Consider the following 12939-nt stretch of genomic DNA (forward strand, 5'->3'; position numbering starts at 1 on the left):
GGCTTTGAACTCGGCTGTTATCTCCATGTTCGTTCTCTCGATAAACTTCGAACGGTGTTCCGTGAAGTTTCTCATCTTCTCATCGTGTGAAACTGTTTAAAACAATTCAAGAGCTCCTATTTGTTTTATTACTATTTCTATTTTGGTTGTGAATGTCATGAATGTAATGGTAGAGTTCCGGATACAACAGGTACGAACCGGTCGAAATACGTGACCTCATAGGGTAAGTCGCAACATAGGGGAAAACGACACGACAACTCAGGCGCCCATCTAAAAAAGCATCAAGGCGATAAATCTTATCGGATCAGTTCCACCTCTTCAGTCTCGGTAAAGAGTATATCCTCGAGCACTGAGCAACCAATTGTATCGTCGAAAGGACCCCGTGGTATCATAGATGGAACAAAATCTCACGGCCAGAATCCCGATATCGAATCAAATACTGTTTCTCTTCATTAGAGCCGCAGTTTTGTTTCTCTTCCTGATGCTCGCTCCCGTTTTCACTGTGGTAAGTAGCCCGCCACCAACGTTGGCCCGTTTCGGTCGGTCACTCCATTTCTGTATGAGTTCGTTTCAAAATATGTCCTGCTAGCTCCGATGTATTCGTCGATTTCTTCCTCGTCCAAATAGTTCTTATAGATATTAGCATTCGTTCGGAGATTCGTTTTCTGCTCCTCTAAAAGCATTTTACTGTGCGATACTGGGACACAAAACTTACACTACGTACAACGCTAAATCGTACCTACTTGATCTGAGATGCCGTAGTTTGTTGGTGTAGTACACACTCTCCGCTTTAGCCCAATGGCTATTAGATGGAGTCTAAAAAGCAAGTCCCCTGCAAAAGCTACGTGTTAGTACTTCTGCGTTTTACCTCTAGGGATCTGCAATATGGTGAATTTGGATCGTCGCTAGTCTGCTATTTCGGCACTTTCTTTGTCGCCAACGTATTGGGATTCCCACTCGCGACGTGCCTCAATCTCTCGCTGTCCACGTCGGGTGAGCGTGTAGTAGTTCGTTCGGCGGTCTACCTGTCCCTTCTCAACTAGCCCTTTGTCTACCAGGGTATCGAGGTTCGGGTAGAGCCGTCCATGGTGAATGTCCTTTTCGTAGTAGTCTTCAAGCTCTTCTTTGATTGCGAGTCCGTGCGGTTCGGTCAACCCGTTGATGACGTACAACAGGTCTCGCTGGAAGCCAGTCAAGTCGTACATGTTCGACTCGATGTTATGTCTACAGGGTATTAGTTAAGTGCATGATAATGCGTCCTTATCCGATGAAAAACGGAATAAACATGGCCGATAAAATTTGACAATTCTCTTCTCGTCACAAATCCTTTTCATCACTCCGTCGTTTGTACATCATCATTCATGGGTCATCTGTTCGGAATTCGCCCAAGATTATATATGCGCTGAGTCATCATGTGGCTATGATATGAAGAAACAAGAGCTGATTCATATTCATGGGCTCCTCGCAGAGGTACAGAACCAATATGAGACGCTAAGTAGTCATTCCACCGATTGTTCGGAGTACGAGCAGCTCGCTGTCAATCCGACATCGATACATCAATCAAAAACTGCCCATCAGGAAGCTATTTTTGCACTTCTCGATGAACTTACTGACATGATGAGTCCGAAAGAAGAGCAGTTGACCTCACACGCTGATTAATAGATCTTATGCCGGTTCGTCGTACTACTGTTTGAATCCCGTTTACAGTTCGCGCTTCTCATCGGCTATGACCTGCATCAGCGTTATGAACGAAAACATGGCAACAATGGCTCCTCCGATAGCAATAGACGGCAGTGTCGAGAGTACGGGTATGCCTAAAACTGAACCTGAGAGGAGGAGAGTGCTGATTATTGAGGTGCTGAGGTAGTAGGATCCCCACGATAGTTCTCGTTCTGTTTCGGCTATGTTATCGGTTTCAGCTATCTCGATAGTGAGATATTGGTCGAGTTGGTCCGCGAGCTTTGTCCGCTTGACCGTCCCACGGCTTTGGTTGTATTCGATGATACCCTCCTCATCGAGCTTCGGGAGGTGAGATTGATACAGCGGAATGTACACGCGCTGGCGCTCGTCAGATGTGAGCGCTTGCACGTTCGTCTCGTTTTCCCATGCTGCGACCTGCTCGGCGAGGTCACGCATTTCGACAGGCGTATCGTGTTCTTTCAGATACTGGAGGGCGTAGCGCCGTCGTGGTGTCTGAAGTAGGTGGAATATTTTGTTCTTCGACAGTTCAGGTTCGACAGTCGCATCTGGAATGGTCTGTGTTTCCCTATCGTCGGAGTGAAATTCTGTAGCGCTCATGACGGACGAATTATCGGAAGATTAGATAATAAACCAATAAAGTTCTCCCGGTTTGTTGCGAACTGTTGCGATAGATATCTTCATTGTTTAGTACATGGATAAATATGAACATTCGACTATCGTATGAATAAGTGATTTCTGACTTTAGATGTATATCCTACCTATAATATTATATAAGATAAAACGCCGTTTTAGTCCTGTAAATCGCTTTATAAAGGTGTGTTAGGTATCCTTGTGGTTCTTTCTTGGAAGTCTTGTTGAGTCGGTGGCTCTCGTTTACTATTTGCCCTGTTACTCAGTTGGCCTGAATTAATAAATCTGACACTTATTGAAACAATTATGTATGGGCATTTCTGTTGTTCCTACTTGAATTATTTCAACTCATTATATCCCGATTTTTTATTTTGATTAACACCTTTATAGTAATGAGGGGGTAAACCATAGAGAAGATACGCCCAGCACGGAGGCAGAGTATAACAATATCCGGCCACGAGGGACGTTAGCGCTCATGACTCCAACTCCCTCGTGTGCAACTCTACGTAAATATACATCCTCGATACTTAATCACGTAAATAGTGGGACCCGCGGATGAGATTACTCGTATCTCTATTCTCCTATGCAAATCCTTCATTGAACTTCTGAAATCGTGCCCAGAACATAGAATCGCGTGAGACAACTGTGTGATGGGAGTCCGATGGGGAACGAATGAAACATAGCTGCTTGGTCACAACGTGATACGGTTCTCATCGCCATCAGTCGGATTACTACAACGTTCCACGCTGTATCTCTCAGGGGAGAAATCGCAAAAAGCTCGACATTCATGTCGGAGGTTTCACAACATCTATGACGTGCCACTTGACAACTTATCGCGAGCACGTTCGCCGTCGAACAGGATTAAGCCTCGAACAATGTTTTCGACGCTTCTGGTTCGGACCCGTTGAGGAATACGAGATTTCCGCGCCCGATTTGAACCCGCGTTATCTCCTCATTTTCTTCCATCTTCGAGAGTTTTCTGCTCACCGTCGATTTGGACCATGACGTCTCGCTCGTGATATCCGCCTGTTTCATGCGACCACCGTACTTGATGAGGAGTGACCGAATACGCTCCTCGTCGGTCAGCATCTCCTCGTCTGCAAGGTTTCTGACTTGTGATCGTTCGGGTTCCGGCTCATCTTCTTGCAAGACCTCCTTGTCAGTGGTTTCGACGGTTGTTTTTCTCTCTTCTTTCGTCTTTTTTCGGTTGAACAGCCCGGACAGAATAGTTCGGATAGACGAAAGCGGCCCCTCGGTCGGTTTTTTTGCCGATTCAGCGGAATCAACGGATTCAGCTGATTCTGTCGTCTCACTGTTCGGTGCGTACGCAGGTGTCGTTCTCCACTCGGTACCGCTGTTGGAGCTCTCGACAACGACGTCGAACAGAGTTTTCAGCGTATTCGTGGTTTCCGGGTCGTGAATGTCGGGGTCCATCTGGAAATAGCCGACTGCCCCCGCCGCTTGTATTCGGTGTGTGAGTATGTGGAGATAGCGAAATGCGGTATCGAAATCGACGTATTCGAGCAGAACGGTCAACGTTTGAACCGATACGACAGGTTGTGTTTCGCTGTCCGTCCACTCCTTCAATCGGTTACTGAGCGGAACGATGATCTCCATCGGATCGGTCGGGTCGACGACTTCCGTTGTCACGGTGGCGGGTGTCTGCTCATCGTACGTTTCCGACTGTGCCATCCCACTTGCATGGATGAAACGTATTTCGCGTGGTTGCTTTCCGACGCTTCGTTGCCAGTCGTCGAGCCACTGTCCCGGCTGTTGCGTGTAGGTGACTGCAGCAAGGCTGATGTTTTCAGGTCGTGTCGAAGCGACAAGCTCCATCTGTGCCCGGTTTCCATCGGGGGTCAGGGGGGCGAGGACGAGAACGTTTGATGCTCCTTGGAGGTCTTTTTCTATCTTGCGAACGTTCATTTATGTCATTTTCCAATATTTTTTATCAACTTCACATCCGCGAAACTATTTCGCATAGTAAATACACCGGAACTCGGTATCAATGCATTGTTCTCCTATACTATCCTCTAATATACGTTTGTATCTTCGATTGTTGAATCTCCAATCGCTTCGACGTTTCCAAACGATTTTTTGCTACTGTCCAGTCACGAATGGAAATTTTTTCGACGTGTATGATATCATTTTGTCTACAACAGCTGGATATACATGGATGTCTCCACACGTCCTTTCCGTTCTCATATTCCCATCTATCTTCGTTCATATCTACGAGCCGTTATCGACAACGGCATATTCGTTGTAAGCCAAACAGTAGCCGACCCTAAAGCCAATGTGTGACTATTACCATTCCTTATTAGCTACTGGGGTATCAAAAAGCATTGGCTTGCAAATGCATGCACTACCCTTCATGTTGTAACGTGTTTGTGATAAGATTCGCATGGCCACGCCGTAGTCGTGTTGAGAGTGCGTTCGGAGATATATCAAGTTTCTCGGCAACGTGTTCCAATGTTGCCTCACGGGGAATATTGAAGTAGCCTAAATCGAGTGCTACCATGAGTGCTTCACGTTGTTTGGATGTCACTTCATACTTCCCAAACGCATCCAGATGTCGAGATTCGTACAAACTAGTCAGACGGAATAAAATTCCGAAATCAGAACAATAGTCGTGAAATTTCGTCAGTGACGATTTACTGGGGAACAGTAGTTTGAGATTCCATTTGCTCCCGTCGCTGGTCGCTTCTAAAATGCTGGCTTTCAGCTGTGAGACAGCGTGACCGATCGTCCCTGTACGTTGGCGCCAAGAGACACGGTATAACCGTTCGCTGTCGTGATCTTCGAGCAGTGTTATCGACTTTACCGTTTTATCCTCGTCCAGTGCCTGCTCGAACTGCTCGAACGAGTCAGTACTCACCCAAAAATACGGAGTTACGTATTCACTGTTCGCGACTACACGTTCTATTTCGACGTACGTCTCCGAGATCTCTTTCAGTGCCTCGTAGAGAATGAATTCGTCCGCAGGTACGGTAAATTCGGTTAGAACGCTCATCTCTTTAGCCAACGCATGGTTTCGGGTATATTGTAGCTATCGGTGGTTCATTCCGTCGCTTGCTGTCGACTTTGACACTATTTTCGAAAAATTTTTATAAAAATGCGATCCACCGGTTTATTGATTGCAAGACGAGTGTGTGTAGTTCATGCATCATATTCGAAAACACTGTCGGCATACAAATAGCGCCCTTAAATTTGATATAGCACCGGCAGTGAACCTCAACATAACCCATGTCTGACAAGCCGACCATTCTCATCGTTGATGACGAACATGCGATTACCGACTTACACACTCGATGGCTCGAAGACTCCTATGACGTTCGAAAAGCGTACAACGGAACGGAAGCGCTAGAGACGATCGACGACGACGTCGATATCGTCCTCCTCGACCGTCGAATGCCTGACTGTTCGGGTCAGGAAGTTCTCGCCGAAATCCGCGATCGGGACTTCGACTGTCGAGTTGCGATGGTGACCGCGGTCGAACCGGATTTCGATATCATCGAACTCGGATTCGACGCCTATATCTGTAAGCCAGTTTCTGATCCCGATCAGCTCCGCGAAATCGTCTCCTCGCTCGAAACGCGTTCGACGTACGACTCACAAGTACAGGAGTTGCTCGCACTTTCGTCGAAAAAGGCGGCTCTCGACGAGCGTAAGGGGTCGGCGGCGCTCCCCGAAAACGATGGATACGGCGTCCTCGAGGAACGACTGGCATCGCTCAGGAACAATCTCTCGTCCACTGTCACGGAGTTGGACGATGATGACCTTCGAGCGGAGTTCCACAAGCGCAACGACTCCGGGTCGAAGCTAATGGAATCCGCGACACGACGCGACGCACCAGAATCGGAAGACTAATCGCTTCCATCATTCGGCCGTCCCACAACACTCGATTGACGATGAACCGAACGCATACAACCACTACGAATGGATATCTATGATACTGGTCGCTACAACACATCTCCGGACGGTCCTTGCCATCTCTTCTACGACCCCGTTCGCGTCCCGCGGAATCCGTTCGATCGACCGCAGATGGAAGCGATGTCCATGAGAGAAAACAGGTCAGTATCCCATCTGGAATCCGTTTCGAAGGGAAGCATCCTCCTGCTTATCGACCACCGTCGAAACCGTCGGCTGTTAGCCGATTGGCTCACGTCCGAGTACGATGTCGTTTTCGACACTGATGGCATCGATACATCCTTCGATTTGTGTATCGTCGATGAGGGGTCCTTCGCCCGATATCGGGACGAACTCGAAGCGAAAAAGGAGTTGTCCCTTCCTACGTTCCTCCCGTATCTCCTCGTCACATCGACCGCCTCTCCCGCACGAACCCCCGAAGTGTGGCAGGGCGTGGACGAGGTCATCACGACGCCCATCGAGAAAGCGGTTTTACAGGCACGCTTGGACGGTCTCCTCGAACGACGACGGCTTTCCGTCGAAATCGAGCGGGAGAAAGAACAGAGCGAACAACGGTTTCGAACTCTGTTCCAGACCGCCCCGGACCCCGTGTTTGTCCTCGACGCTGAGGGTCGAATTCAAGCGGTAAACGATGCCTTCTGTAACGTTTCCGGCTTCTCACGTTCGGCCGTTCTCGGCGAACGTCTGGAACGCATCGATGCGTTTCCGAACGACTCGCTGGATAAGCTAATCACCGATATGCGCGAGCGGAAGCGAGGGAATTCTTCCCCGTACTCGGTGACGTACATGACCCCGGACGGAGAGACTCGATACGCCGAAATCAACACCACGCAGATGCGCTTCAACGCGGAGCATCCCGAAGTCATCGGCATCATTCGAGACGTGACGGAACACAAGCACCGAAAGCAGGAACTCCAACGCCAAAACGAACGTCTGGACGAGTTCGCCAGCATGCTCGCCCACGAACTTCGCAATCCGCTCGGCATCGCACAGGGGTATCTACGGTTCGCGCAGGCAGAAAACTCGGAGGATGCGTTCGAGGAAGTCACTGATGCCCTCGACCGAATGGAACGAATGATAAACGAGATGCTCGACCTCGCACGGAAACCCGATGCGCTCTCCGAGAAGGAGGGCACGGGATTTCACGACATCGTGGAGGATGCATGGTCGCGGGCCGCACCACCCGAGGCGACGTTGGTGTTGGAGAACGTGGAGGAGGAGATTTCGGCGGACATCGACAGGCTCAGTCAGGTCTTCGAGAACCTGTTCCGGAACGCGGTCGAACACGTCGGGCAGGACGTTACCGTTCACGTCAAGCGTAGTTCGAACGGCGTCTGCATCGCTGACGACGGTCCCGGCATCTCGTCCGACGAGCGCGAACTGGTGTTTCAGAGCGGCTACACGACGGACAACGGAACCGGCTTGGGGTTGTCGATCGTCGAGCAAATCGTGAAAGCCCATGGCTGGGAAATCGACGTTTCGGATGCGAGTAACGGCGGCTCACGGTTCGAAATCACCGGCATCGATTTCGAATAGCGGACGGAAGGGGAACCGTCCGCCATGCTGGAAACGAAATCGGGTTGCAGGGGATGACAGTCGCGTAATTCGTGCGGGCACTCCCGCGTTCGAACCGACAGAACACGGTTGAAAGGAATTTGTTCTTACCCGCGGTGAAAGTGGACGCGATTCGTTGTGCGGGAGAGAACCGACGATGGTTTGTCCAGGGATTGCCACGGGTTTCTATCGCCAGTTCCTTTCGACGCGATGATCGACGGTCGGGTCCGCCGCTATCCCTCGCTTGAGCGCCGACCACGGTGCACACTCGGGGCAGGCGAACACGATTCCGTCGTCGGTCCCCATTGTTCGCGCGAAGGTGGGGTCGACGTGTTCGTTTCGACACTCGGGATTGCGACAGCACCGATTTCGACTGGTGTGGTGGTTCCACACGCCATATCGGTGAGCATCGTCGACGTCCCCTCGGTGGGCGTTAGCCATGGATACTCACCTTCTCGCGAGCGAGCAGTTCGCCCGTTTTCCTGTCCCGGAGTTTCCAGAATTCGGCGTTCGTCTCGGGTACTCGGCTGCACTGGTGACACCAGAAGTGGCTGTTCGTCGGCTCCCAACTGGTGTGACCGTTCGGGCAGGTGTAGCGCCACTTCGAAATCGGCCCGTCGATGTCGTGTGCTTTCATGTTCGATCGTACGACGATTCCGTTCTAAATATCGAGCCTTATCCGAGGTGAAAGTAATAATCGGAGGGTTCTCACCGCTTGCCCCACTACAGGCAGCGTTTCCCGTCGCATTTCCGACTACTGCTGAGTGAAAGTAAACGCCCGACCCTATCCCCGATCTGCTGGTTTGGACGGTTTTGCTTGTTTTGATGGTTTGGACAGTTTTCAAATTTCTGCTGGTTTGGACAGTTTTCAAATTTCTGCTGGTTTGGACAGTTTTCAAATTTCTGCTGGTTTGGACAGTTTTCAAATTTCTGCTGGTTTTTCCATCCTCCCTGTTGCTCCCGATTCCTTCTTCCGTCTCCCGATTCGACGGTTTTGATGGTTTCCTAGCGCGTGTCGGACCACGTCTCGCACTCGTACGCCATCCCCCAAAACGCCGTTTCGAGACGCGTACTCGTCACGAAGGCTTCTTCCATCGCATCGTGAAGTCCGGGCGTGGCCTCGGCTTGCTGGTCCACGAAGGTCCGCATCCACGAGACGGCGTCCCGAAACTCGTCGCTCGTGTACTTCTCGATGAACGGCGTGTAGCGGTGGTCTCCGTCCGCGATGGTCGCCATGTGTTCCGCAATGTCGAGGTATCCCTGACCGCACGGGTAGACGGCCGCCGCGAGTTCGGCAAGCGTTCCCTCGTAGGCCGTCCGGAGGAGATAGTTCGTGTAGGCGACGCAGGTCGGTGCTTTCTCTACCGATTCGAGTTCCGCCCGGGAGATTCCGTACTCGGCGGCGAACGACCGGTGGAGGTCCATTTCGTCGGCGAGAATCCGATGGGCGACGCCGAACGCGTGGGTCATCGTTTCCTCGTCACGCGCTTTGCACCCGGCGAGTGCGAACACCCGAGCGTAGTCGAGGAGGTACCGGTAATCCTGTTCGACCCAGTGACGGAACGCGGCGGGGTCGAGCGTCCCCTCGGCCAATTCGACCACGAACGGGTGTGCTTTCTGTTCCTCCCATAGTCGGTCGCCAGTCGCGAGCAGTCGGTCGCTGAACGCCATGATTTGCTGTCTATTCTCCAGTGGTATAATCTAGTGGTTCACAGTCCCACCGTCCCGTGCATGACCGCTCATCTCCAAGCGAATCCGAATACGAGAAAATAGAAAGTGGAAAAGAACGTGAAAATAAGAACGCGGGGACGTTGGCGGTGGATTCTACAGAAAATACAGCGAGAGTGCCTCGGGGCTTGACCCCGAGGGTGAATCGCGTACGCTTGATTCAAACATGCTCCGTGCGGTTGATGTATCGTTCCACAGTCCGGCTGCTCATTTCTCCTGCCGTCCCCACGTAAAACGAGCGTTCCCAGAACCCACCGCCCCAGAACACTTTCGCCAACAACGATTCGTGCTGTTCCCACATCTCTCGGGCGGTAACGCTCGTAATCGTTCGGACGATTTCGCTCGGGGCGTGTTTCGGGTGTGCCGACAGAAACAGATGCACGTGGTCCGGAGCAATGTGCAACGAGAGAACGTCGTATCCGTACTGTTCAGCCACCTTTCGGATACTCAGTTCCAACGACGGCTCAATCTTATCGAGGATGGTATGGCGATACTTCGGACACCAGACGAAATGATAGTTAATTGTATAGACGGTGTGATTCCCGCGACGAACTTCCATGCACAGACTACGCATTCAGTACACTTAAGATGTTCCAGTGCACACTTAGCATGTGAGCAAAAGATATACTGTCACCGTCTCGGACGAAGACGGCGAGTGGTTGGACAACCAACCGCACCTCTCTCCGAGCGGGTTGCTTCAGAAAGCGATTCAGGAGCAGCGACGAAAGGAGTCCGAATAGCGAATGGACCTCACGCTTCGCTTCCGTGCGTATCCCGACGAAGACGTAGCGAGCGAAGCGTGGCGACATATCGAGATCCACCGACAGATACGGAACCACGCCGTCCGCGACTACTATCGAGCACCGCGGAACGACCGCCCGAGTGCCTACGACCAACATCGGAAACTCACCAAGTGGAAACGACGATGGTCGATGTTTGCCGAAGTGTCGGCACACGCGGCTCAACAGACGGTCTCACAGATACAAAAAGACCAGAAGGTGCTCAAAAAACACCGAGAGAACGGTCGCAAGACAGGACGGCTCAAGTGGCAAGGAACGGGAGAATTTCGGTCAGTAGCGTACCAGTCAGAAGGCTACAACGTCAATCACACGACGGGCCAAGACTTCGGGACGCTTACCCTCTCGAAAATCGGCGAAATACCGATACGAGCACACCGCGACTTGCCCGACACCGAGACCGTCAAACGCGCCATTCTCAAAAAGGAACGAACTGGCGCATGGTTCGCTTGTTTCGTAGTCGAAGTGGATTTATCCGCGAAAGCAGACCCCGAAGATATCGACCCCGCCGACTGTATCGGTGTGGACCTCGGTATTCAGTCGTACATCCACACGAGCGACGACCTTTCAGTCGAATGCTTGGACTTGGAATCGGAGTACGAACAGTACGCCCGAGAACAACGGTCGCTCGATCGCAAGCAACACGGCTCGGCCAACTGGGAGAAACAGCGCCAGAAAGTCGCCCGTGCAAAACGACGCATTCGATGGAAGGTGCTCGACTTTCAGCACAAGCTTTCGACGTGGCTCGTTCGGGAATACGACGTAGTAGCAGTCGAAGACTTGGACGTGAAGCCGATGCTCGAAACCAGTCAATCGGCGAAAAACAAGCAAGACGCTTCGTGGTCCCGATTCCTCGATTTGCTCGAATACAAAGGCAACCTGTACGGAACGCACGTGGTGCGAGTAGACGCCCGAGGAACCACGAAAGAGTGCAACCAGTGCGGTGTGGAAACGTCAAAGCCGCTATGGGTGCGAGAACATTCGTGTCCGGCGTGCGGTCACACCGAAGATCGGGACTTGAACGCGGCAAAGAACATCCTCGACAGGGGACTCAATTCTCTTCATGTAGGGCCGGGACGGCCCGAATCAACGCCTGTGCAGACTGTGCTCCCTGCGTTTGCTCGTCACTCGGGACGGGTGGATGCAAAGCACGTCGTCGAAGCAGGAAGCCCCGCGGCTTGACCGCGGGGGACGTTCACAGTCGGTCGAGAACTTCGTCGACGACGTCGTCCTTCGGAACCCGTTCTTCCTCGCCCGAATCCATGTTCTGGACGGTTACGACGCCCTCGTTCAGGTCGCGTTCGCCGACGACGACGGTATATTCGGCGTTGATGCGGTCCGCGTAGCCGAACTGCTCGCCGACGCTCCGTCCGGTGAGGTCGGTTTCGACCGTCAGCCCCGCACCGCGCAGGTCTTTGGCGTACTCCAGTCCTATCTCTCGGACCGAGTCCGAAATCGTCAGCACGTAGGCGTCGGTCGAAAGCGCCTCGTCGGGCCACTCTCCCAGTTCCTTGAGCAACTGCATCGTCGTGGAGTAGCCGAACGCGAAGCCGATGGCCGGAACCTCGCGGCTTCCGAACTGTTCGATGAGGTGGTCGTAGCGCCCGCCTCCGAACAGCGCACGAAGGTTGCTCTCGGTCGAGAACGCCTCGAAGACGAGGCCGGTGTAGTAGTCCATCCCGCGCACGATGGAGAGATCGAAGGTACACATCGACTCGACGCCGTACGCCGACAGTACGTCGTAGAGGTCGTGCATCCGTTCGATGGCTTCGTCCGCCGCATCGCCCTCGGGCGCTTTGCCCGAGAGTTCGACTAATGCGCTCTCCATTTCGCCGCTGATGGCGCTGAGTTCGTCTATCTCTTCGGCGGTCGCACGGTCCACGCCTTCGAGTTCGAGGTTGTCGAGGAACTCCTCGCGGCTGAGTTTCTCCTTCTTGTCGATGACGCGCATCACATCCTTGCTCCCCTCCACGTTCATCGCTTTGAGGAGGGCATCGAGCAATTGTCGGTCGTTCAGCCTGAACTCCACGGAATTGGCGACGCCGAGTTTCTCGTAGATGGTGGCCGCACAGGCGATGATTTCGGCGTCCGCCTCAACTGATTCGACGCCGAAGATGTCGATGTCGGTCTGGAAGAACTCGCGGTCGCGGCCCTTCTGGACCGCCTCGTAGCGCCAACGCTTCGACGTGTCGAACCACTTCATCGGGGTTCCGAGGTCCTTGCGCTGTTGGACCAACCGCGAACGGGTCGGCGTCTGTTCGGGGACGAGCGTGACCTCGCGTCCGCCTTTGTCCTCGAAACTGTACGTCTGTTCGACGATTTCGTCGCCCGATTTCACCCGGAAGAGGTCGGTCGGTTCGACACTTGGGGCGTCGATTTCGCGGAAACCGAACTCGCGGGCCGTCTCCTCGACGGTGTCCACGATTTCTCGCCACGCCGCCCACTCCTCGGGGTAGCGGTCGTAAAAGCCCTTGAGGCTCTCGAGTTCGTCCATGTTTCGGCTATCGAAGGCGAGCGATTTACGTTTGGCTATCTCCCGATTTTGTAAGGTTTCGTCTGTTCCGGGTTTCGTGGGCCGACCTTTCTCTTCAGCACATGCCGT

Annotated in this window: 15 protein-coding genes; 6 read left to right on the forward strand and 9 right to left on the reverse strand. The window is 52.6% G+C overall.

What is annotated here, in order from left to right; genetic code table 11:
• Positions 1-905: 905 nt before the first annotated feature.
• Positions 906-1205: a PadR family transcriptional regulator gene (locus ACGYLY_RS28075; RefSeq protein ID WP_395286033.1), complete on the reverse strand. Its 300-nt coding sequence runs from the start codon at positions 1203-1205 to the stop codon at positions 906-908.
• Between the two features lie 220 nt (positions 1206-1425).
• On the opposite strand from ACGYLY_RS28075, the gene ACGYLY_RS28080 reads away from it, so the two are divergent.
• On the forward strand, positions 1426-1659 hold the full coding sequence (locus tag ACGYLY_RS28080; protein ID WP_395286032.1) for a UPF0058 family protein: 234 nt from the start codon (positions 1426-1428) through the stop codon (positions 1657-1659).
• Between the two features lie 42 nt (positions 1660-1701).
• On the opposite strand, the gene ACGYLY_RS28085 is transcribed toward ACGYLY_RS28080, so the two are convergent.
• The 3 genes from ACGYLY_RS28085 to ACGYLY_RS28095 all read right to left on the reverse strand — a co-directional run bounded on the left by ACGYLY_RS28085 (position 1702) and on the right by ACGYLY_RS28095 (position 5341).
• Positions 1702-2298 (reverse strand): hypothetical protein, encoded by a 597-nt coding sequence (locus ACGYLY_RS28085; protein ID WP_395286031.1) that lies wholly within the window; start codon positions 2296-2298, stop codon positions 1702-1704.
• A gap of 894 nt (positions 2299-3192) precedes the next feature.
• A complete protein-coding gene (locus ACGYLY_RS28090; protein WP_395286030.1) occupies positions 3193-4257 on the reverse strand; it encodes a helix-turn-helix transcriptional regulator in 1065 nt (354 codons plus the stop codon).
• 436 nt (positions 4258-4693) lie between these two features.
• A complete protein-coding gene (locus tag ACGYLY_RS28095) occupies positions 4694-5341 on the reverse strand; it encodes a helix-turn-helix domain-containing protein (RefSeq protein ID WP_395286029.1) in 648 nt (215 codons plus the stop codon).
• A 233-nt stretch (positions 5342-5574) separates the two neighbouring features.
• On the opposite strand from ACGYLY_RS28095, the gene ACGYLY_RS28100 reads away from it, so the two are divergent.
• Together ACGYLY_RS28100 and ACGYLY_RS28105 are read left to right on the forward strand one after the other, a co-directional pair.
• On the forward strand, positions 5575-6198 hold the full coding sequence (locus tag ACGYLY_RS28100) for a response regulator (RefSeq protein ID WP_395286028.1): 624 nt from the start codon (positions 5575-5577) through the stop codon (positions 6196-6198).
• 189 nt (positions 6199-6387) lie between these two features.
• Positions 6388-7794 (forward strand): PAS domain S-box protein, encoded by a 1407-nt coding sequence (locus tag ACGYLY_RS28105; protein WP_395286027.1) that lies wholly within the window; start codon positions 6388-6390, stop codon positions 7792-7794.
• Between the two features lie 204 nt (positions 7795-7998).
• Here the strand turns inward: ACGYLY_RS28105 and ACGYLY_RS28110 are convergent, their stop codons facing one another.
• On the reverse strand, positions 7999-8253 hold the full coding sequence (locus ACGYLY_RS28110; protein WP_395286026.1) for a hypothetical protein: 255 nt from the start codon (positions 8251-8253) through the stop codon (positions 7999-8001).
• The gene (locus ACGYLY_RS28115) at positions 8246-8449 is read right to left on the reverse strand and encodes a hypothetical protein (RefSeq protein ID WP_395286025.1); all 204 of its coding nucleotides are present in this window, start codon (positions 8447-8449) and stop codon (positions 8246-8248) included. Before ACGYLY_RS28115 ends, ACGYLY_RS28110 begins: the two co-directional genes overlap by 8 nt.
• 127 nt (positions 8450-8576) lie before the next feature.
• Here ACGYLY_RS28115 and ACGYLY_RS28120 point away from each other — a divergent pair, with 127 nt between their 5' ends.
• Positions 8577-8810: a hypothetical protein gene (locus ACGYLY_RS28120; RefSeq protein ID WP_395286024.1), complete on the forward strand. Its 234-nt coding sequence runs from the start codon at positions 8577-8579 to the stop codon at positions 8808-8810.
• A gap of 7 nt (positions 8811-8817) precedes the next feature.
• Here the strand turns inward: ACGYLY_RS28120 and tenA are convergent, their stop codons facing one another.
• Positions 8818-9483, reverse strand: a complete 666-nt coding sequence (tenA, locus tag ACGYLY_RS28125) for a thiaminase II (RefSeq protein ID WP_395286023.1) — start codon at positions 9481-9483, stop codon at positions 8818-8820.
• Between the two features lie 217 nt (positions 9484-9700).
• Positions 9701-10099, reverse strand: coding sequence for an IS200/IS605 family transposase (gene tnpA, locus ACGYLY_RS28130; protein WP_395286022.1), 399 nt, complete (start codon positions 10097-10099; stop codon positions 9701-9703).
• Between the two features lie 52 nt (positions 10100-10151).
• On the opposite strand from tnpA, the gene ACGYLY_RS28135 reads away from it, so the two are divergent.
• Positions 10152-10280 (forward strand): hypothetical protein, encoded by a 129-nt coding sequence (locus ACGYLY_RS28135; protein WP_395286021.1) that lies wholly within the window; start codon positions 10152-10154, stop codon positions 10278-10280.
• 3 nt (positions 10281-10283) lie between these two features.
• Complete coding sequence (locus ACGYLY_RS28140) at positions 10284-11519, forward strand: RNA-guided endonuclease InsQ/TnpB family protein (protein WP_395291318.1); 1236 nt, start codon at positions 10284-10286, stop codon at positions 11517-11519.
• Between the two features lie 13 nt (positions 11520-11532).
• Here ACGYLY_RS28140 and hisS read toward each other — a convergent pair whose 3' ends face one another.
• Positions 11533-12831, reverse strand: a complete 1299-nt coding sequence (hisS, locus tag ACGYLY_RS28145) for a histidine--tRNA ligase (RefSeq protein WP_395286084.1) — start codon at positions 12829-12831, stop codon at positions 11533-11535.
• Positions 12832-12939 lie beyond the last annotated feature (108 nt).

The sequence above is a fragment of the Haladaptatus sp. CMAA 1909 genome (genome assembly GCF_043952005.1).
Lineage (GTDB): Archaea > Halobacteriota > Halobacteria > Halobacteriales > Haladaptataceae > Haladaptatus.

What these genes read in the sequence shown, in the direction of transcription:
- ACGYLY_RS28075 (WP_395286033.1), bottom strand. Translation starts at nt 1,205, where the DNA reads ATGTACGACTTGACTGGCTTCCAGCGAGACCTGTTGTACGTCATCAAC.
- ACGYLY_RS28080 (WP_395286032.1), top strand. Translation starts at nt 1,426, where the DNA reads ATGAAGAAACAAGAGCTGATTCATATTCATGGGCTCCTCGCAGAGGTA.
- ACGYLY_RS28085 (WP_395286031.1), bottom strand. Translation starts at nt 2,298, where the DNA reads ATGAGCGCTACAGAATTTCACTCCGACGATAGGGAAACACAGACCATT.
- ACGYLY_RS28090 (WP_395286030.1), bottom strand. Translation starts at nt 4,257, where the DNA reads ATGAACGTTCGCAAGATAGAAAAAGACCTCCAAGGAGCATCAAACGTT.
- ACGYLY_RS28095 (WP_395286029.1), bottom strand. Translation starts at nt 5,341, where the DNA reads ATGAGCGTTCTAACCGAATTTACCGTACCTGCGGACGAATTCATTCTC.
- ACGYLY_RS28100 (WP_395286028.1), top strand. Translation starts at nt 5,575, where the DNA reads ATGTCTGACAAGCCGACCATTCTCATCGTTGATGACGAACATGCGATT.
- ACGYLY_RS28105 (WP_395286027.1), top strand. Translation starts at nt 6,388, where the DNA reads ATGAGAGAAAACAGGTCAGTATCCCATCTGGAATCCGTTTCGAAGGGA.
- ACGYLY_RS28110 (WP_395286026.1), bottom strand. Translation starts at nt 8,253, where the DNA reads ATGGCTAACGCCCACCGAGGGGACGTCGACGATGCTCACCGATATGGC.
- ACGYLY_RS28115 (WP_395286025.1), bottom strand. Translation starts at nt 8,449, where the DNA reads ATGAAAGCACACGACATCGACGGGCCGATTTCGAAGTGGCGCTACACC.
- tenA (WP_395286023.1), bottom strand. Translation starts at nt 9,483, where the DNA reads ATGGCGTTCAGCGACCGACTGCTCGCGACTGGCGACCGACTATGGGAG.
- tnpA (WP_395286022.1), bottom strand. Translation starts at nt 10,099, where the DNA reads ATGGAAGTTCGTCGCGGGAATCACACCGTCTATACAATTAACTATCAT.
- ACGYLY_RS28140 (WP_395291318.1), top strand. Translation starts at nt 10,284, where the DNA reads ATGGACCTCACGCTTCGCTTCCGTGCGTATCCCGACGAAGACGTAGCG.
- hisS (WP_395286084.1), bottom strand. Translation starts at nt 12,831, where the DNA reads ATGGACGAACTCGAGAGCCTCAAGGGCTTTTACGACCGCTACCCCGAG.